Origin of the sequence: Actinomadura sp. 21ATH, assembly GCF_041951345.1 — a bacterium.
Lineage (GTDB): Bacteria > Actinomycetota > Actinomycetes > Streptosporangiales > Streptosporangiaceae > Spirillospora.
Window position 1 is genome coordinate 198864 of the sequence record NZ_JBGNUR010000004.1, and the last position, 17516, is coordinate 216379.

Sequence of the window (17516 nt, forward strand, 5' to 3'; positions counted from 1 at the left end):
ATCAGGAGAAGCGCCAGAGGCGGACGGTGCCGCCGCCGGTGGCGCTGGCCAGGGCGCGGCCGTCCGGGGCGAACGTCAGCGCGTTGACCTCCTCGGTCTCGGCGGTCAGGGTGGCGATGGCCGCGCCCGTCCGGACGTTCCACAGCCGGATGGTCCGGTCGTCGCCGCCGCTGGCGAGCGTGCCGCCGTCCGGGCTGAAGGCCAGCGCCCTGAGGCCCTCGGTGTGGCCCCGCCAGGTGCGGACCGTCCGCCCGGTGCGGACCTCCCAGAGCTGGACGTCCTGCCGGTACTCGGTCGACCCCGCGAGCAGCGTGCCGTCCGGGCTGAACGCCAGCACCATGGGGCGGGTGCCGCGCATCTCGGCGATGGTGCCGCCGGTCGCGGCGTCCCAGACCCGGATCGGCTCCTCCGACAGGGGGCCGCCCGCGAGCAGCCTCCCGTCCGCGCTGAAGGTGAGCTCGATGCCGTCGCCGAAGTCCGGGCCGATCTTGCGGCCGGTCCGGACGTCCCAGATCTCGATGGTGTCGCCGTGGTCGACCGCGAGCCGGCCGCCGTCGGCGGTCAGCGCGACCGACACGGGGCCGTCCGGGAGGTCGATGCGGCGGACCGTCCGCCCGGTGGCGGGGTCCCCGATCGCGACATGCTCGTTGTGGCAGCCGGCCACGACCCGCCCGTCGGCGCTGATCGTCTTGGCGCCGTAGTCGAGGACCTCGGGCATGTGGACGGCCCTGCCCTGGCCCGTGGTCAGGTCCCATCGCCAGAGCTCGCGGAGCCCGGGGCCCACCAGTGTCCGGGCGCCGTCGACGAACGCGAACCGCGGGACGCCGATCGGCCCGCCGACCAGCGTGGCCGGTCGCGGCGTACCGGTCGGGCGGAACGGGAGCGGTTTCGCGGGAGCCTCGCCGGGGCGCGCCAGCAGCAGCGCCGCCGGTACGCCGGCCGCGGCGGCGGTGGCGGCGGCCCCTGCGGCGATCAGGGCCCGCCGCGGGAGCCGCCGTGCCGCCGGCGCCGGGGGCGCCGCCGGGTACGTCGGCGGGGCGGTCAGGCGGCGGCCGATCTGCGCGAGACCCGGCCGCCGGTCCGGCTCCTTGTGCAGGCAGGCCGCGACGAGGTCGCGCAGATCGCCTCCGATGCCGTCGAGGCGGGGCGGCCCGGCGACGATCCGGTGCACGATCACCGGGACGCTGGGGCCCTCGAACGGGGCGCGGCCGGTGGCGGCGTAGACGAGCACGCAGCCGAGGGCGAACACGTCGGCGGCCGGCCCTGCGCGGTCGGCGCGGATCTGCTCGGGCGCCATGTACGCGTAGGTGCCGACGACGGACCCGGTGACGGTGAGCGTGGTGGCGTCGGTGGCGCGGGCGACGCCGAAGTCGATGATCCGGGGCCCGTCCGGAGACATGATCACGTTGCCCGGCTTGAGGTCGCGGTGGACCAGGCCGTGGGCGTGGACGGCCGCCAGCCCCTCGGCCAGCGCGGCGCCCAGCCGCCGCACCGCCGCCGCGTCGAGCGGGCCGCCGGAGGCGACCGCGTCCCGCAGCGAGGGCCCCGGTACGTAAGCGGTCGCCATCCACGGTTCGGGCGCCTCGGCGTCGGCGTCCACGACCTGCGCGGTGTAGAAGCCGCCGACCTTGCGGGCGGCCTCCACCTCGCGGGCGAAGCGGGCGCGGAAGCGCGGATCGGCGGCGTGCTCGGCCCGGATCAGCTTGATCGCCACCTGGCGCCCGCCCGGTGAGCTGCCGAGGAACACCGTTCCCATCCCGCCCTCGCCCAGCCGCCGCTCCAGCCGGTACGGGCCGACCGTGCGGGGGTCGTCCGGCCGCAGAGCCTTCATCCGCGCACCCTCCAGAGCCGGACGGTCTTGTCGTCCTGGCCGCCGCCGGCCGCGACGGTGCGCCCGTCCCGGCTGATCGCCACCGTGGTGAGCAGCTCGGTGTGGCCGGTCAGGACGGCCGTCGCGCGGCGCCCGGCGAGATCCCAGAGCCGGACCGTCCTGTCCTCCCCGCAGCTGGCCAGCGTGCCGTTCCCGGCGAACGCCACCGCCCGTACTTCGCCGAGATGGCCGGAGAGGCGGTCGGTCTCCCTGCGGGCCGCCACGTCCCACACGTGGACGTCCTCGCTGCCGCCGCACGTGACGAGGGTGGCGCCGTCCGGACCGGCCGCCAGCGCCAGGTTCTCCTCGGTCCGGCCGCGCAGCACGGCGACCCGCCGGCGGGTGGCCACGTCCCAGATCAGGATCGCGCCGTCGCCTCCCTCCTCGCCGTACCCGTCGAGCGCGGCGGCGACCGTTCTCCCGTCCGGGCCGTACGCCAGCCCGAGGACGAGGTTCGGGACCCGGTCGCCGACGCGGTTCCGGGTGAGCGGCCCGGTGTCCAGGGTGGTGGTGGCGCCGGTGGCGACGTCCCACAGCCGGACGCCGGAGCCGCCGCCGGCCAGCGTCCGCCCGTCCGGGCTGAAGGCGACCGACCAGACGCCGTGCTCGCCGGCTCTGGACGACCTGATCCTGCGGCCGGTGGCGACGTCCCAGAGCGAGGCGGTGTCGTCCTCGTTGCCGGTCGCCAGGTACCTGCCGTCCGGGCTGAACGCCGCGGACCGGACCCCGGCCCCGGTCAGTTCCCGGACCGTGCGGCCGGTGGCGACGTCCCAGAGGCGGGCCGTCTCGTCGCCCGCCGACCCGCTGGCCAGCAGGCGGCCGTCCGGGCTGAACGCGACCGCGTCGACGGCGTGGGCGTGGCCGGTGAGCGTGGCGGCGGGTGAGATCGGCAGGGTGGACGCGGGCTCGGGGCCGGTCCCGGCCGTACGCCCGCCGCGGCGCCGGGCGTACAGCGCCCCGCCGCCCCCGGCGAGGGCGACGGCACCGGTGGCCAGCGCGCCCGCCAGGACCGCGCGGCGCGGCATCCGTCGCGCGGTCCCGGCGCCGGGCGGGGCCGGGGTGCCTTCCTCCTTCGTGGCGACGACCGTCCCGGGAGGCAGCGTGGGTTCTTCCGCGGCGGGCCATGTGCCCGGCGGGGGCGTCGTCGGCGGGACGGGAACGTCCGGGAGGCGGGCGGACTCCGGGCCGGCGAGGTGGGCGATGAGCGCGGCGGTGGACGGCCGGGCGCCGGGGTCCTTGTTCAGGCACGCGCCGGCCGCGCGGGCGAGGTCGGCGGGGATCCCGGTGAGCCGCGGGGTCTCGGTGAGGACGCGGTGGACGATGGCGGGGACGGTGGAGGCGTCGAACGGCCCGTTCCCGGTGGCGGCGTAGACGAGCACGCAGCCGAGGGCGAACAGGTCGGCGGCCGGCCCGGACGGCTCCCCGCGGATCTGCTCGGGCGCCATGTACGCGTAGGTGCCGACCACGGCCCCGTCGGCGGTCAGCGGATCGGCGTCGGCGGCGCGGGCGACGCCGAAGTCGATGATGCGGGGGCCGTCGGGGGAGAGGATGACGTTGCCGGGCTTGAGGTCGCGGTGGACGAGGCCGTGCCGGTGGATGGCGGCGAGCCCTTCGGCGAGGGCGGCGCCCAGCGCGCGTACGGCGTCGGGGGCGAGGGGGCCGTCGCGGAGGACCCGGTTCCTCAGGGACGGGCCGGGGACGTAGGCGGTGGCCATCCAGGGCGATTCGGCGTCCGCGTCGGCGTCCACGACCTGCGCGGTGTGGAAACCGCCGACCTTGCGGGCGGCCTCGACCTCGCGGGCGAAGCGGGCGCGGAAGCGCGGGTCGGCGGCGTGCCGCGCTTTGATCACCTTGACCGCCACCTGGCGGCCGCCGGGCGAGGTGCCCAGGAACACGGTCCCCATCCCGCCCTCGCCCAGCCGCCCGTCCAGCCGGTACGGGCCGACCCGGGCGGGGTCGCCGCGCCGCAATGAGATGATCACGCCGACAGAGCCTAACCGCGCGCACGGCGGCTCACTAGAACATCGGTGTCTTTTCGGCGGGGGCGCGGGCGCCCGGGCGGGTGACCATACCGGTCAGGAATCGAGAAGCGCCCCTTACCGGGGCGGAACTAGCGTGACCGCCATGGACATCACCATCCACGCGACCTTCCTCCCGCATGACGATCCGGACGCCTCCCTGGCGTTCTACCGCGACGCCCTCGGGTTCGAGGTGCGCAACGACGCCGGGTACGACGGGATGCGCTGGATCACGGTGGGCCCGCCGGGCCGGCCGGAGACGTCCATCGTCCTGGAGCCGCCGGCCGTCGACCCCGGCGTCACCGAGGAGGAGCGCCGTACCATCACCGAGATGATGGCCAAAGGCACCTACGCCGGCATCGTGCTGGCCACCCACGACCTCGACGCCGCCTTCGCGCGGCTGCGGGACGCGGGGGCCGAGATCGCGCAGGAGCCGGCCGAGCAGCCGTACGGGGTCCGCGACTGCGCCGTCCGCGATCCGGCGGGCAACATGGTCCGCATCCAGCAGTTGCGCTGAACCGGCCTGAGATACGCCTGAGATACATGGAGACGTTTATGAGCATGGCCACGAGAACGGACGCGCCCGCGCCGCACGCCGCCGACAGCCACGACATGATCCGCGTGCACGGCGCGCACGTGAACAACCTCAAGGACGTCAGCGTCGAGCTGCCCAAGCGCCGGCTGACGGTCTTCACGGGCGTGTCCGGCTCGGGCAAGAGCTCGCTGGTCTTCAGCACGATCGCCGCGGAGTCGCAGCGGCTGATCAACGAGACCTACAGCGCGTTCGTGCAGGGGTTCATGCCGACGCTGGCGCGGCCCGAGGTCGACATGATGGACGGGCTGACGACCGCGATCATCGTCGATCAGGAGCGGCTGGGCGCCAACCCCCGCTCCACCGTCGGCACCGTCACCGACGCCAACGCGATGCTGCGCATCCTGTTCAGCCGGCTGGGGCAGCCGAACATCGGGCCGCCCAACGCCTTCTCGTTCAACGTCCCGTCCGTGAAGGCCAGCGGCGCGATCACCGTGGAGCGCGGCGGCAAGACCAAGGCGGAGAAGGCGACCTTCAACCGCCTCGGCGGCATGTGCCCGCGCTGCGAGGGCATGGGCGCCGTCAGCGACTTCGACCTGACCGCCCTCTACGACGACGGCAAGTCGCTGGCCGAAGGGGCGCTCACGGTCCCCGGCTACAGCATGGACGGCTGGTACGGCCGCATCTTCAGCGGCAGCGGCTACTTCGACATGGACAAGCCGATCCGGAAGTTCACCGAGAAGGAGCTGCACGACCTCCTCTACCGGGAGCCGACCAAGATCAAGGTCGAGGGCGTCAACCTCACCTACGAGGGCCTGATCCCGAAGATCCAGAAGTCCATGCTGTCCAAGGACGTCGACGCGATGCAGCCGCACATCCGCGCCTTCGTCGAGCGGGCGATCACGTTCCAGACCTGCCCGGAGTGCGACGGCACCCGGCTCGCCGCGGAGGCCCGCTCCTCGAAGATCGCGGGCAAGAACATCGCCGACGTCTGCGCGATGCAGATCAGCGACCTGGCCGGGTGGGTCCGGAGCCTGGACGAGCCGTCGGTCCGCCCGCTGCTCACCGGGCTGCAGCACCTCCTGGACTCCTTCACCGAGATCGGGCTGGGCTACCTGTCGCTCGACCGCCCCTCCGGCACCCTGTCCGGGGGCGAGGCGCAGCGCACCAAGATGATCCGCCACCTCGGCTCGTCGCTGACCGACGTCACCTACGTCTTCGACGAGCCCACCATCGGCCTGCACCCCCACGACATCCAGCGGATGAACGACCTGCTGCTGCGCCTGCGCGACAAGGGCAACACCGTGCTGGTCGTGGAGCACAAGCCGGAGGCGATCGCGATCGCCGACCACGTCGTCGACCTCGGCCCGGGCGCCGGCACGGCCGGCGGCACCGTCTGCTTCGAGGGCACCGTCGAAGGGCTGCGGGCCAGCGACACCCTCACCGGCCGCCACCTCGACGACCGGGCGAAGCTCAAGGAGAAGGTCCGCGAGCCCGCCGGCGCGATGGAGATCCGCGGCGCGTCCGCGCACAACCTCCAGGACGTGGACGTCGACATCCCGCTCGGGGTGCTCTGCGCGGTCACGGGCGTCGCGGGTTCCGGCAAGAGCTCGCTGATCCACGGCTCCGTCGCCGGCCGCGACGGCGTGGTGGTGATCGACCAGGGCGCGATCCGCGGGTCGCGGCGGAGCAACCCCGCGACCTACACCGGGCTGCTCGACCCGATCCGCAAGGCGTTCGCCAAGGCCAACGGCGTGAAGCCGGCGCTGTTCAGCTCCAACTCCGAGGGCGCCTGCCCCACCTGCAACGGCGCCGGCGTCATCTACACCGAGCTGGGCGTCATGGCCACCGTCGAGTCCACCTGCGAGGACTGCGAGGGCAAGCGGTTCCAGGCGGCGGTGCTGGAGTACACGTTCGGCGGCCGGAACATCGCCGAGGTGCTCGCGATGCCGGTGGCCGAGGCCGAGGAGTTCTTCGGCACCGGCGACGCGCGCACCCCCGCGGCCCACAAGATCCTGCGGAGGCTCGCCGACGTCGGGCTCGGCTACCTCACCCTCGGGCAGCCGCTCACCACGCTGTCCGGCGGCGAGCGGCAGCGGCTCAAGCTGGCCGTCCACATGGGCGAGAAGGGCGGCGTCTACGTCCTGGACGAGCCGACCACCGGCCTCCACCTCGCCGACGTCGAGCAGCTCCTCGGCCTGCTCGACCGGCTCGTCGACGCCGGCAAGTCGGTCATCGTGATCGAGCACCACCAGGCGGTCATGGCGCACGCCGACTGGATCATCGACCTCGGTCCCGGCGCCGGCCACGACGGCGGCACGGTCGTCTTCGAGGGCACGCCCGCCGACCTCGTCGCCGCCCGCTCCACCCTCACCGGCGAGCACCTCGCCGACTACGTCGCCTGACCGGCCCGCGCGGGCGCGGCGGGACCCGTCCCGCCGCGCCCGCCGCGCCTCACGGGGCGATCCGCGCCTCGGCGGGGAGGGGCAGCGTACGGCTCCACAGCATCGCGAAATGGCTCTGCGACATCCGCCACTCGCCGTCCTCGACCACGTAGCGGTCGTCGTACTCGCCGGTCATCACCGTCTCGGTGCCCTCGGCCAGGTTCAGCTGCCGGAACCGCAGCGTCCACCGGCCGGCGGCCGTGCCGTCGCCGAGCAGCGTGATGTCGGGGTGCAGGCCGTGGTGCATGTCGAGGATCACGTACCGGCCGTCCCGCCGCAGCAGCGCCACGTCCGCGAAGATCTCCGCGATCGGGTCCGCGTCGTCGAACCGGCCGAGCCGCCCGTAGTCGACCGAGGCGCCCTCCTTGACGAAGCAGCTCCGGAACCCCTCGGGATCCTTGCCGTCGCAGGCCCGCCAGTACCGGTACTTCAGCGCCTTGATCGCCTCGACGGCCTCCAGCCGCGCGATCCGGCGTTCCAGCGCCTCGATGTCCGCGCTCATGAGCGCCTCCCTCTCCGGTGGCCGGGCGTCGCGCCGCAGCCTAGACGCGGCCGGCGCGCGGCGCGGCGGACGTTCCCGATCAACGGGAGTCGATCCGGGTAGGTACCGCGTCATGCCGGTGCTCGTCGGTACGTCCGGATGGCAGTACGCGGACTGGCGCGGGGTCCTCTACCCGGAGGGCCTGCCCCAGCGGCTGTGGCTGGAACGGTACGCGGAGTCGTTCGCCACGGTGGAGAACAACGGCGCCTTCTACCGGCTGCCCAGGCGGGAGACGTTCGAGAGCTGGCGCGAGCGCACCCCGGACGGCTTCGTGATGGCGGTCAAGGCCAGCCGCTTCCTCACCCACATCAGGAGGCTCAAGGAACCCGCGGAACCCGTCGAGCGCCTCATGAACGTCGCGCGGGGCCTGGGCGCCAAACTCGGCCCCGTCCTGCTGCAGCTCCCGCCCACCCTCCAGGCCGACCCCGCGCGCCTGGACGCGTGCCTGGCCCTGTTCCCGCCGGACGTGCGCGTCGCGGTGGAGCCCCGCCACCCGTCCTGGTGGACGGACGAGACGCGCGCCGTACTCGAACGCCACGCCGCCGCCCTCTGCTGGGCCGACCGCCGCGGGCGCCCCGTGACCCCGCTCTGGCGCACGGCGGACTGGACGTACCTGCGCTTCCACGAGGGCGCCGCGCGGCCATGGCCCCACTACGGCCCACGAGCGCTGGCGACATGGGCCGGGCGCGTCGGAACCGACGGCTACGTCTACTTCAACAACGACCCGGGCGGCGCCGCCGTACGGAACGCGCTCCGGTTCACGCGGGCGTACGCGAGATCCTCTCCAGCCGCGCCGTCCGCTGGTCCGGCGTAGGAACGGGCCGGAGATAGAAAGGGGGCCTGGCTGGTTCCCTGCGCTCCACTTCGAGGACCGTGTCCATCGCGGTCCAGCCGAACACCGCCACGAGCCTGCGGTCGGCCTCGTACCAGCACCGCCGGTACCAGACGCCCAAGAGCAGCAGCCACACGAGAAGGTACGACCAGAACGCGGTCTCGGCGACCCAGCCGGGCGCCTCCATGAGGAGCATCTCGATGAGCACCGCACCGGCCAGGAAGGGAACGAGCGAGAGCATCGCGTTCCGGTTGTAGCGGCGGACGGAGGCGACGGCGCTCACGAGGTAGGCGAGCCCGGCCTCCTGCTCGCTTTCGTCCAGCTCCAGGAACCGGGAGTCGACGACCACGGTGCCCTTCCTGAAACGCAGCCGGAGGATCGCTCCTCCCGCCGACCACCGGGGCACGCGGCCCCGCCGCACCTTCGGGGCCGGAGCGCCGGCCCGTTCCGCGTACTCGGCGGCGACGGCGCCGGCCTGATCGAGATCCATGAACGAATGATCGCCGAACGGGGCCGCCCGCGGGCGCGTACGATCCGGCCATGAGCGGTCTCTACGCCATCAGCGATCTGCATGTCGGCTTCGACGACAACCGGCACTTCGTCGAGGGGCTGCGGCCCGAGAGCGCGGACGACTGGCTGCTGGTGGCGGGGGACGTCGCGGAGCGGTTCGCCGAGGTGGAATGGGCGCTGCGGACGCTGAGCGGGAAGTACGCGCAGGTCGTCTGGGCGCCCGGCAACCACGAGCTGTGGACGATGAAGGACGATCCCGTGCAGGCCAGGGGCGAGGAGCGCTACCGCGAGCTGGTCGGGATGTGCCGGGGGCTCGGGGTGCTCACCCCGGAGGACCCGTACGCGACCTGGGAGGGCCCGGACGGGCCGCTGACCATCGTGCCGCTGTTCGTCCTGTACGACTACACGTTCCGGCCCAAGGGCGCCACTACCAAGGAGGAGGCGCTGGCGATCGCGTACGAGGCCGGGGTCGTGTGCACCGACGAGGCCCTGCTGCATCCGGACCCGTACCCGAGCCGCGACGCCTGGTGCGACGCCCGGATCGCCGAGACCGAGCGCCGCCTGGCGCGGCTCCCGGAGGGCGCGCGGACCGTCCTGGTCAACCATTTCCCCCTCGTGCGCGACCCCACGGAAGTGCTCTGGTATCCGGAGTTCGCGCAGTGGTGCGGCACCGTCCGCACGGCGGACTGGCACACGCGCTACAACGCGGCCTGCGTCGTCTACGGGCACCTGCACATCCCGCGGACGATGCACAGCGACGGCGTCCCGTTCGAGGAGGTCTCCGTCGGCTACCCCAGGGAGTGGCGCAAGCGCGGCGGCGCGCCCAACGGCCCCCGCCGCATCCTGTAGGACTCCGCTCGCGGCGTGTCATCGGCCCGCCGGGCTCGCCGACCGGGGCCGGCGCCGTGGGGTTCGCGCTCGGCCGCGTCCCCCGGGCCCGTGCGCGGCCCTGGAGGCCACGCGACCTAGCGGGACGGGCGCAGGCCGTCGAAGACGATCGCGAGGGTGCGGTCCTGGAGGTCGGGCGCCCAGTCGGCGTACAGCGCGGCCTGGCAGACGCCGATCAGCAGGGCGATCACCTCGGCGGACCGGACGTCGGCGCGGACGCTGCCGGCGCGCTGCGCGCCCTCCAGGAGGTCCTCGATGGTGCGGCGCAGGGTCTCGACCGGCTTGGCGAGCGTGATCGGGATGTCGGCCTCGGCGAGCAGGTCGATGACCGTCTTGGTGCTGGTGGAGCGCTCGACCATCGAGGTGAAGAACGTGAAGAACGCGGTGGCGGGGTCGCCGTCGCGGGCCAGCGACTCGGTGTCGGCGGCCAGCCGGGCGGCGAGGTCGCCGAGGATGGCCTGGAGCAGGGCCTCCTTGGTGGGGAAGTGGCGGAAGACCGTGCCGACGCCCACGCCGGCGCGGCGCGCGATCTCCTCGGTGGAGGCGGCCGGGCCCTTGGCGGCGAAGACCTGCTCGGCGGCCGCCAGGATGCGGGCGCGGTTGCGGCGCGCGTCGGAGCGCAGGGACCGGCCCGCGGTCGCGGGCTCGTACGGGGCCATCGATGGGTCTCCATGTGCGTTGACATCCGGAGTCGCCGCTCCGTAATCTGAAGCAGAGTATAGACTCCGTTTCGGCCCGCGGCGGCAGGGGGCACGTGATGTTCGAGAGGTTCACCGACCGGGCGCGGCGGGTTGTCGTTCTGGCTCAAGAGGAAGCCAGGATGCTCAACCACAACTACATCGGTACCGAGCACATCCTGCTGGGCCTGATCCACGAGGGCGAGGGGGTCGCGGCGAAGGCGCTGGAGAGCCTCGGTGTGAGCCTGGAGGCGGTCCGGCGCCAGGTCGAGGAGATCATCGGCCAGGGCCAGCAGGCGCCGTCGGGACACATCCCGTTCACCCCGCGTGCCAAGAAGGTGCTGGAGCTGTCGCTGCGCGAGGCTTTGCAGCTCGGCCACAACTACATCGGCACCGAGCACATCCTTCTCGGGCTCATCCGTGAGGGCGAGGGTGTGGCGGCGCAGGTGCTGGTGAAGCTGGGCGCCGATCTCAACCGGGTCCGCCAGCAGGTGATCCAGTTGCTGCACGGCTTCCAGGAGAAGGAGCAGGGGCGTTCCGGGGAGCCGGCGGAGGCGGGCGGGCCCGCGACGTCGCTGGTGCTCGACCAGTTCGGCCGCAACCTGACGCAGGCGGCCCGGGAGGGCAAGCTCGACCCGGTCATCGGCCGGGACAAGGAGATGGAACGGGTCATGCAGGTGCTGTCCCGCCGTACCAAGAACAACCCGGTCCTCGTGGGCGAGCCCGGCGTGGGCAAGACGGCCGTGGTCGAGGGCCTCGCGCAGAAGATCGTCAAGGGCGAGATCCCGGAGACGCTCAAGGACAAGCAGCTCTACACGCTGGACCTGGGCGCGCTCGTGGCCGGGTCGCGCTACCGCGGTGACTTCGAGGAGCGGCTGAAGAAGGTCCTCAAGGAGATCCACACGCGCGGCGACATCATCCTGTTCATCGACGAGCTGCACACGCTCGTCGGAGCGGGCGCGGCCGAGGGCGCGATCGACGCCGCCAGCATCCTCAAGCCCAAGCTCGCGCGGGGCGAGCTGCAGACGATCGGCGCGACGACGCTGGACGAGTACCGCAAGCACCTGGAGAAGGACGCGGCGCTGGAGCGCCGGTTCCAGCCGATCCAGGTGGCCGAGCCGTCGCTGAGCCACACGATCGAGATCCTCAAGGGGCTGCGGGACCGGTACGAGGCGCACCACCGGGTGTCGATCACGGACGCGGCGCTGGTGTCGGCGGCGCAGCTGGCCGACCGCTACATCAGTGACCGGTTCCTGCCCGACAAGGCGATCGACCTGATCGACGAGGCCGGGTCGCGGATGCGGATCCGCCGGATGACCGCGCCGCCGGACCTGCGCGAGTACGACGAGAAGATCGCGGGCGTCCGGCGGGAGAAGGAGTCGGCGATCGACGCGCAGGACTTCGAGCGCGCCGCCCGCCAGCGCGACAGCGAGAAGCGGCTGCTCGCGCAGAAGGCGCAGCGGGAGAAGGAGTGGAAGGCTGGCGACATGGACGTCGTGGCCGAGGTGGACGAGGAACTGATCGCCGAGGTCCTGGCCACCGCCACCGGCATCCCGGTCTTCAAGCTGACCGAGGAGGAGTCGACGCGGCTGCTGCGGATGGAGGACGAGCTGCACAAGCGCGTCATCGGCCAGCAGGACGCGATCAAGGCGCTCTCGCAGGCGATCCGCCGCACCCGCGCGGGGCTGAAGGACCCGAAGCGGCCGGGCGGCTCGTTCATCTTCGCCGGCCCGTCGGGCGTGGGGAAGACGGAGCTGTCGAAGACCCTCGCCGAGTTCCTGTTCGGGGACGAGGACGCGCTGATCCAGCTGGACATGTCCGAGTTCATGGAGAAGCACACCGTCTCGCGGCTGTTCGGCTCCCCGCCCGGCTACGTCGGCTACGAGGAGGGCGGCCAGCTCACCGAGAAGGTGCGCCGCAAGCCGTTCTCGGTCGTGCTGTTCGACGAGATCGAGAAGGCGCACCAGGACATCTTCAACAGCCTGCTGCAGATCCTGGAGGACGGCCGGCTGACCGACGCCCAGGGCCGGGTGGTCGACTTCAAGAACACCGTGATCATCATGACCACCAACCTCGGCACGCGGGACATCTCCAAGGGGCAGAGCCTCGGGTTCGCGCGCGCCAACGACGAGCAGGGGTCGTACGAGCGGATGAAGGCGAAGGTGGGGGAGGAGCTCAAGCAGCACTTCCGGCCGGAGTTCCTCAACCGTGTCGATGACACGGTGGTGTTCCACCAGCTGACGCCGAAGGAGATCATCCAGATCGTGGATCTGATGATCGCCAAGGTGGACGAGCGGCTCAAGGACCGCGACATGGGGATCGAGCTGCGGCAGGAGGCCAAGGACCTGCTGGCCGAGCGGGGCTACGACCCCGTGCTGGGCGCGCGGCCGCTGCGCCGCACGATCCAGCGCGAGATCGAGGACCAGCTGTCGGAGAAGATCCTCTACAACGAGGTCAAGTCCGGCCAGATCGTCATCGTCGGCACGCAGGGCTCGGGCGAGGACGCCACGTTCACCTTCAAGGGCGTGCCGAAACCGTCCACCGTGCCGCCCGCGGCCGGCATCACCTCCCTCTGACCGGGAGGGGCGGCCGGGCATGGGCGGACACCGGGCGTTCCGGCTCGACGAGCGGTCCGACAGGGAGCGCGCCCGGTTCGGCAAGGGCTTCTACGTCGAGCGGCTGTGGGCCAACATCGGCGAGTTCGACGGGGCGTGGGGCGACATCGCGCCGGTCGCGTTCTGCTGCGCGGCCTGGCGGATCGCCACCCCGCCCCTGTCGGACCCGGGGCTGGTGCGCTGGCACCGGCGGATCCTGTCGGCCGAGTGCGTCCGCAACGCCTGGGACGGGTCGATGACCGCGCGGGTGACGCTCGTGTCGCCGCCGCCGGCCGCGCTCACCACCTCCCGCGAGTGGTGGCGCGACCGCGGCTGGCAGGGCTGGCCGGAGATCTTCGGCCAGTTCGTGGAGCCCGCCGAACGGGACGTCGCCAAGGCCCCGCACCTGCGCGCCACGCTCCAGGTGGAGGCGCCCGTCCCGCTCGACCGGCTCCCGGCCGCGCCCGAGTCGATGACCGACCACCCCGAGGAGATCGCCGAGACCGCGTACCGCGCGCTGGCCGTCATGGTCGCCGAGCTGAACGAGCTGCTCACCCCGATCGTCGCCCGCCTGGAGGACGCCCCGGACTGACCGTCTGGCCCCGGACGGCTCAGAGCCCGAGCAGCTCCGGACGGCCCGCGCGGCGCCGCCGGTGCCCGGCCGTTCGGCGGGGCGGCGCGGCCGTTGGGCGCCGGAGGCGGGTCGCTGGGCGCAGAAAGGGCCCCCGCGCGGTGGCCGCGGCGCCGGGCGAGGCACATACGAGGAGGACGGCGACGACGCCCGCACCGCGGCCCGGGCGGGCGGCATCGCCCCGCCCGCCCGACCCTCCGCAGGAAGGCCCGCCGTGTACGAACCGCCCGTCTTCGAGCTGCCCGCGACCGTGACGCCGTCCCACCTGCCGCTCGGCCAGCGGCTCGCCGAGTCCTGGCGGATCCACGGGGCCTTCCAGGTACGGGTGGACCCGGTGCCGGCGCAGCGGATCGTCACCGCGATGACGGCGGGCCGCCGCTTCTTCTCGATGCCGGCGGCGTACAAGGCGCGGCACGTCGGCGACCTGTCGTACAGCGGCTACGCCGCCCCCGGCGAGGTGGCCACCGGGGCCGAGGCCGACCGCGCGGAGGTCTTCACCGTGGGCCCGGACGTCCCGTACGGGGACGGCCGCGTCCGCCAGGGCTGGCCCTGCCACGGGCCGGTGCCGTGGCCCGACCTCGAGTACCGGCTGGCGATGCGCGCGTACATGGACCAGGCGGGCGGCCTCGGCGACCGGGTGCTCCGGCTCGTCGCGCTCGGGCTCGGGCAGCCCATGGACGCCTTCACCCGGCTCACCGCGAACGGCTGGCACCACCTGCGCGTGCTGCGCCTCCCGCAGGGGACGCCGGACGACCGGCGCGGCGTCGGCGCGCACACCGGCCACGGGCTGCTGACGATCGTGGCGCAGGACGGCCGCCCGGGCGGGCTGTGCGTCCGGCCGCCGGTGCCCGGCGAGAAGCGCCCGCGCAACTGGCGGGAGGGCGAGAGCACGGCCGGCGCGTTCGAGCACGAGGAGCCGTGGCGGCCGGTGCCCGTCCGGCCCGCCGCGCTGCCGGTGCTGCCCGGCGACCTCATGCAGTTCCTCACCGGCGGGCTGGTGACCGCGACCCCGCTCAAGCTCGTGCGGGCCGACCGCGAGCGGCACGCGCTGGCGTACTCCCACGACCCGGCGTTCGAGACGAGCGTCGGCCCGATCGGCTCCGCCGACGAGACCCTCCACTACGGGGCCCACTTCACGGCCATACTCATGCGCCGCCACCCGGACGGCGCCGCGACCCGGCGCATCCACCGGGACGGCGGGCTCGAACTGCTCGGCCGGCTGCGCGCCGGAGCCCTGCCGGGATGACGCCGGGCGGCGTACCGTTTGCCGGATGACGGTGTTCGCTCCATGAGTGAGGCCATCGCCGCGGCCGCGGCGCTGGCGGTGACCTGGATCCCGGCGCTGCTGTGGTGGCGGGTGCAGGGCCGCGGCGGCAACCTCGGCGGGCCGGCGCGGCGCGCGACGTTCGAGACGCTGCACACCGCCTCGCGCGCGGCGCCCGCGCTGCGCGCCGGGCTGACCGGGCAGGGCGCGCAGAAGGCGGCCCGGCACCTGCGCGCCCTGCTCGGCTCGCCCGCCCTCGCGATCACCGACGGGGAGCGCCTGCTGACCTGGGACGGCGCGTACGAGCACCATGCCGGCGAGGCCCTCGGGCACGCCGAGGTCACGCTCGGCAACGGGCGCACCCAGGTGCACGACGTGGAGTGCGACCTGCTCGACTGCCCGATCCGCCGGGTCGTGGTCGTCCCGCTCGCCACCGACGACCGGGTGATCGGGACGCTGGCGGTGTACGGCGAGGAGGTCCCGGCCGGGCTGATCAGGGCCGCCGAGGAGGTCGCCCAGTGGATGGACTCGCAGCTGGAGCTGGCCGAGCTGGACCGGTCCCGGACGCTGCTGATGGAGGCCGAGATGCGGGCGCTGCGCGCGCAGATCTCGCCGCACTTCATCTACAACTCGCTCACCACGATCGCCTCGTTCGTGCGCAGCGACCCGGAGCGGGCCCGCGAGCTGCTGCTGGAGTTCGCCGGCTTCACGCGCTACTCGTTCCGGCGGCACGGCGACTTCACCACGCTCGCCGAGGAGCTGCGCTCCATCGACCGCTACCTGCTGCTCCAGCGGGCGAGGTTCGGCGAGCGGCTGCGGGTGACGCTGCGGATCGCGCCCGAGGTGCTGCCGGTCGCGGTGCCGTTCCTGTGCTTGCAGCCGCTGGTGGAGAACGCCGTCCGGCACGGGCTCCAGGACCGGTCCGCGCCCGGCCGGATCACGATCGTGGCCGAGGACGCCGGCGCCGACTGCGCGATCAGCGTGGAGGACGACGGGATCGGCATGGACCCGGAGGAGGTGCGGCGCCTGCTGGCCGGCGAGCGCCGCGCCGGCGACGACCCGAACGACGCGGGCGACCGGGATGACGCGAGCGGAACGAACGGGCGCGGCGACGGGAACGAGCCGAACGAGCGGAACGAGCGGAACGAGGCCGCGGCGGGGATCGGCCTGGCCAACGTCGACGACCGCCTGCGCCAGGTCTACGGCGACGAGTACGGCCTGGCCGTGGAGACCGGCCCGGGCGCCGGCACGAAGGTGACGCTCCGCGTCCCGAAGTACCGCGAGGGCGTGACCGCCTCCCAGGCGGCCGACTGACGCGCGCCCGAGCGGGTCGACTCGTGGCGTGTCTCCCTTCGCGCGCCGTCCGAAGAGCGAGACACGCCACGAGTCGACCCGGGGGAGGGCGAGCCGGCCCGGTTGACTTGGGGGGCGGGTGGCGCTGGAATGTGATCCACGGCACTGGCGGAGGTACTGGGTGGGGCTGCGGGTCCTGGCGGTGGACGACGAGGCGCCCGCGCTGGACGACCTCGTCCACCTGCTGCGCGCCGACCCGCGGATCGGCGAGATCTGCACCGCCCGCGACGGCGCCACCGCGCTGCGCCAGCTGGACCGCGCGCTGGCCGAGGGCCGCCCGTTCACCGCGGTGTTCCTCGACATCCGCATGCCCGGCCTGGACGGCACCGTGCTCGGCCGGGTGCTGGCGCAGTTCGCCCGCGCCCCGCACATCGTGTACGTGACCGCCTACGAGGGCCACGCGGTCGACGCGTTCGAGATCAAGGCGACCGACTACATCCTCAAGCCGGTCCGCCCGGAACGGCTGGCCGAGGCGATCCGCCGCGTCACCGGGACCGCGTCCGGCGGCCCGCCGGGCGGCGCGCCGGGGCCGGCCGGCGCCCCGCCCGCGGAGCCCGAGCCGATGCCGGTCGAGCTGGGCGGCGTGACCCGCTTCGTCGGCCCCGCCGAGGTGCTGTACGTGGAGGCGCAGGGCGACTACGCCCGCCTGCACACCTCCGGCGGCAGCCATCTGGTGCGCATCCCGCTGGCCGCGCTGGAGGACCGCTGGCGCGGCGCCGGGTTCGTCCGGGTGCACCGCAGCCACCTGGTGGCGCTGCCGGCGATCGAGGAGCTGCGGATCGACTCCGGGCGCTGCACGATCCTGGTCGGCGGCGCCGAGCTGCCGGTCAGCCGCCGGCACGTCCGGGAGCTGCGCGACCTGCTCGTCCGGCGGGCGAGGCGGACCCCGTGACCGGGCCCGACCCCGCGAGCGGGACCGAGCCCGGGCCCGGGAGCGGGCGGGCGGAGAAGGCGGGGCCCGCGCCGGGACGGACCCTCGTCACCGGGCCGCGCACCCGCGCCGCCCGCCGCCCCCGCTACCCGGTGACCCGCGAGATCGACGAGCAGACCGGGCTGGGCGAGGCGTACATGCGCTCGCTCCTCCAGACCCAGCTGCGCCTGGCCGTGCGGCTGTGCCTGGTGCTCGCGGCCGTGGTCTTCGGACTCCCGGCGCTCTTCGCGCTGTTCCCCGGCCTGCGCGAGCAGCGGGTGCTCGGCCTGCCGGTGGCGTGGCTGGTGCTGGCCGGGCTCATCTACCCGTTCTTCGTGCTGTGCGGCTGGTGGTACGTGCGGCACGCCGAACGCAACGAGCGCGACTTCGCCGAACTGGTCGACCGCGCCCCCGGCGAGGACGGCCGGTGACCGGATGACCTCCGGCGGGCC

Annotated in this window: 15 protein-coding genes; 10 read left to right on the plus strand and 5 right to left on the minus strand. The window is 73.8% G+C overall.

From position 1 onward, the window contains the following. Position 1 precedes the first annotated feature (1 nt). A complete protein-coding gene (locus tag ACA361_RS15620) occupies positions 2–1831 on the minus strand; it encodes a WD40 repeat domain-containing serine/threonine protein kinase (protein ID WP_375012678.1) in 1830 nt (609 codons plus the stop codon). Beyond that, entirely contained in the window at positions 1828–3852 is a 2025-nt protein-coding gene (locus ACA361_RS15625; RefSeq protein WP_375012679.1) for a WD40 repeat domain-containing serine/threonine protein kinase, read from the minus strand. The genes ACA361_RS15620 and ACA361_RS15625 overlap by 4 nt, the downstream gene beginning before the upstream one ends. Positions 3853–3994: 142 nt before the next feature. On the opposite strand from ACA361_RS15625, the gene ACA361_RS15630 reads away from it, so the two are divergent. Both ACA361_RS15630 and ACA361_RS15635 read left to right on the plus strand, forming a co-directional pair. Beyond that, entirely contained in the window at positions 3995–4405 is a 411-nt protein-coding gene (locus ACA361_RS15630) for a VOC family protein (RefSeq protein WP_375012680.1), read from the plus strand. A 38-nt stretch (positions 4406–4443) separates the two neighbouring features. After that, positions 4444–6825 carry an ATP-binding cassette domain-containing protein gene (locus ACA361_RS15635; RefSeq protein WP_375012681.1) on the plus strand — a complete coding sequence of 794 codons (2382 nt, stop codon included), beginning with the start codon at positions 4444–4446 and terminating at the stop codon, positions 6823–6825. 49 nt (positions 6826–6874) lie between these two features. Here ACA361_RS15635 and ACA361_RS15640 read toward each other — a convergent pair whose 3' ends face one another. Continuing rightward, complete coding sequence (locus tag ACA361_RS15640) at positions 6875–7366, minus strand: nuclear transport factor 2 family protein (protein WP_375012682.1); 492 nt, start codon at positions 7364–7366, stop codon at positions 6875–6877. A 112-nt stretch (positions 7367–7478) separates the two neighbouring features. On the opposite strand from ACA361_RS15640, the gene ACA361_RS15645 reads away from it, so the two are divergent. After that, positions 7479–8219 carry a DUF72 domain-containing protein gene (locus ACA361_RS15645; RefSeq protein ID WP_375012683.1) on the plus strand — a complete coding sequence of 247 codons (741 nt, stop codon included), beginning with the start codon at positions 7479–7481 and terminating at the stop codon, positions 8217–8219. Here ACA361_RS15645 and ACA361_RS15650 read toward each other — a convergent pair. Further along, positions 8164–8727: a hypothetical protein gene (locus ACA361_RS15650; protein WP_375012684.1), complete on the minus strand. Its 564-nt coding sequence runs from the start codon at positions 8725–8727 to the stop codon at positions 8164–8166. The two genes, ACA361_RS15645 and ACA361_RS15650, sit on opposite strands and share 56 nt — an antisense overlap. 50 nt (positions 8728–8777) lie before the next feature. Here ACA361_RS15650 and ACA361_RS15655 point away from each other — a divergent pair, with 50 nt between their 5' ends. Then, entirely contained in the window at positions 8778–9596 is an 819-nt protein-coding gene (locus ACA361_RS15655) for a metallophosphoesterase family protein (RefSeq protein ID WP_375012685.1), read from the plus strand. Between the two features lie 116 nt (positions 9597–9712). On the opposite strand, the gene ACA361_RS15660 is transcribed toward ACA361_RS15655, so the two are convergent. Further along, the gene (locus ACA361_RS15660) at positions 9713–10294 is read right to left on the minus strand and encodes a TetR/AcrR family transcriptional regulator (protein WP_375012686.1); all 582 of its coding nucleotides are present in this window, start codon (positions 10292–10294) and stop codon (positions 9713–9715) included. A 98-nt stretch (positions 10295–10392) separates the two neighbouring features. Here ACA361_RS15660 and ACA361_RS15665 point away from each other — a divergent pair, with 98 nt between their 5' ends. The 6 genes from ACA361_RS15665 (at position 10393) to ACA361_RS15690 (ending at position 17495) form a co-directional block, all read left to right on the plus strand. After that, complete coding sequence (locus tag ACA361_RS15665) at positions 10393–12888, plus strand: ATP-dependent Clp protease ATP-binding subunit (protein WP_375012687.1); 2496 nt, start codon at positions 10393–10395, stop codon at positions 12886–12888. A 19-nt stretch (positions 12889–12907) separates the two neighbouring features. After that, positions 12908–13498 (plus strand): hypothetical protein, encoded by a 591-nt coding sequence (locus ACA361_RS15670; RefSeq protein ID WP_375012688.1) that lies wholly within the window; start codon positions 12908–12910, stop codon positions 13496–13498. Positions 13499–13751: 253 nt separating this feature from the next. Beyond that, positions 13752–14783 carry a 2-oxoglutarate and iron-dependent oxygenase domain-containing protein gene (locus ACA361_RS15675; protein ID WP_375012689.1) on the plus strand — a complete coding sequence of 344 codons (1032 nt, stop codon included), beginning with the start codon at positions 13752–13754 and terminating at the stop codon, positions 14781–14783. 42 nt (positions 14784–14825) lie between these two features. Beyond that, a complete protein-coding gene (locus ACA361_RS15680; RefSeq protein WP_375012690.1) occupies positions 14826–16115 on the plus strand; it encodes a sensor histidine kinase in 1290 nt (429 codons plus the stop codon). Between the two features lie 160 nt (positions 16116–16275). Further along, positions 16276–17046 carry a LytR/AlgR family response regulator transcription factor gene (locus tag ACA361_RS15685; protein ID WP_375012691.1) on the plus strand — a complete coding sequence of 257 codons (771 nt, stop codon included), beginning with the start codon at positions 16276–16278 and terminating at the stop codon, positions 17044–17046. Beyond that, a complete protein-coding gene (locus ACA361_RS15690; RefSeq protein WP_375012692.1) occupies positions 17043–17495 on the plus strand; it encodes a DUF485 domain-containing protein in 453 nt (150 codons plus the stop codon). Before ACA361_RS15685 ends, ACA361_RS15690 begins: the two co-directional genes overlap by 4 nt. Positions 17496–17516: the final 21 nt, after the last annotated feature.

Bases quoted from the DNA above. Each gene is read 5' to 3' on its own strand.
- ACA361_RS15660 (WP_375012686.1), bottom strand. From the start codon at position 10,294: ATGGCCCCGTACGAGCCCGCGACCGCGGGCCGGTCCCTGCGCTCCGAC.
- ACA361_RS15655 (WP_375012685.1), top strand. From the start codon at position 8,778: ATGAGCGGTCTCTACGCCATCAGCGATCTGCATGTCGGCTTCGACGAC.
- ACA361_RS15650 (WP_375012684.1), bottom strand. From the start codon at position 8,727: ATGGATCTCGATCAGGCCGGCGCCGTCGCCGCCGAGTACGCGGAACGG.
- ACA361_RS15635 (WP_375012681.1), top strand. From the start codon at position 4,444: ATGAGCATGGCCACGAGAACGGACGCGCCCGCGCCGCACGCCGCCGAC.
- ACA361_RS15640 (WP_375012682.1), bottom strand. From the start codon at position 7,366: ATGAGCGCGGACATCGAGGCGCTGGAACGCCGGATCGCGCGGCTGGAG.
- ACA361_RS15670 (WP_375012688.1), top strand. From the start codon at position 12,908: ATGGGCGGACACCGGGCGTTCCGGCTCGACGAGCGGTCCGACAGGGAG.
- ACA361_RS15665 (WP_375012687.1), top strand. From the start codon at position 10,393: ATGTTCGAGAGGTTCACCGACCGGGCGCGGCGGGTTGTCGTTCTGGCT.
- ACA361_RS15680 (WP_375012690.1), top strand. From the start codon at position 14,826: ATGAGTGAGGCCATCGCCGCGGCCGCGGCGCTGGCGGTGACCTGGATC.
- ACA361_RS15620 (WP_375012678.1), bottom strand. From the start codon at position 1,831: ATGAAGGCTCTGCGGCCGGACGACCCCCGCACGGTCGGCCCGTACCGG.
- ACA361_RS15645 (WP_375012683.1), top strand. From the start codon at position 7,479: ATGCCGGTGCTCGTCGGTACGTCCGGATGGCAGTACGCGGACTGGCGC.
- ACA361_RS15630 (WP_375012680.1), top strand. From the start codon at position 3,995: ATGGACATCACCATCCACGCGACCTTCCTCCCGCATGACGATCCGGAC.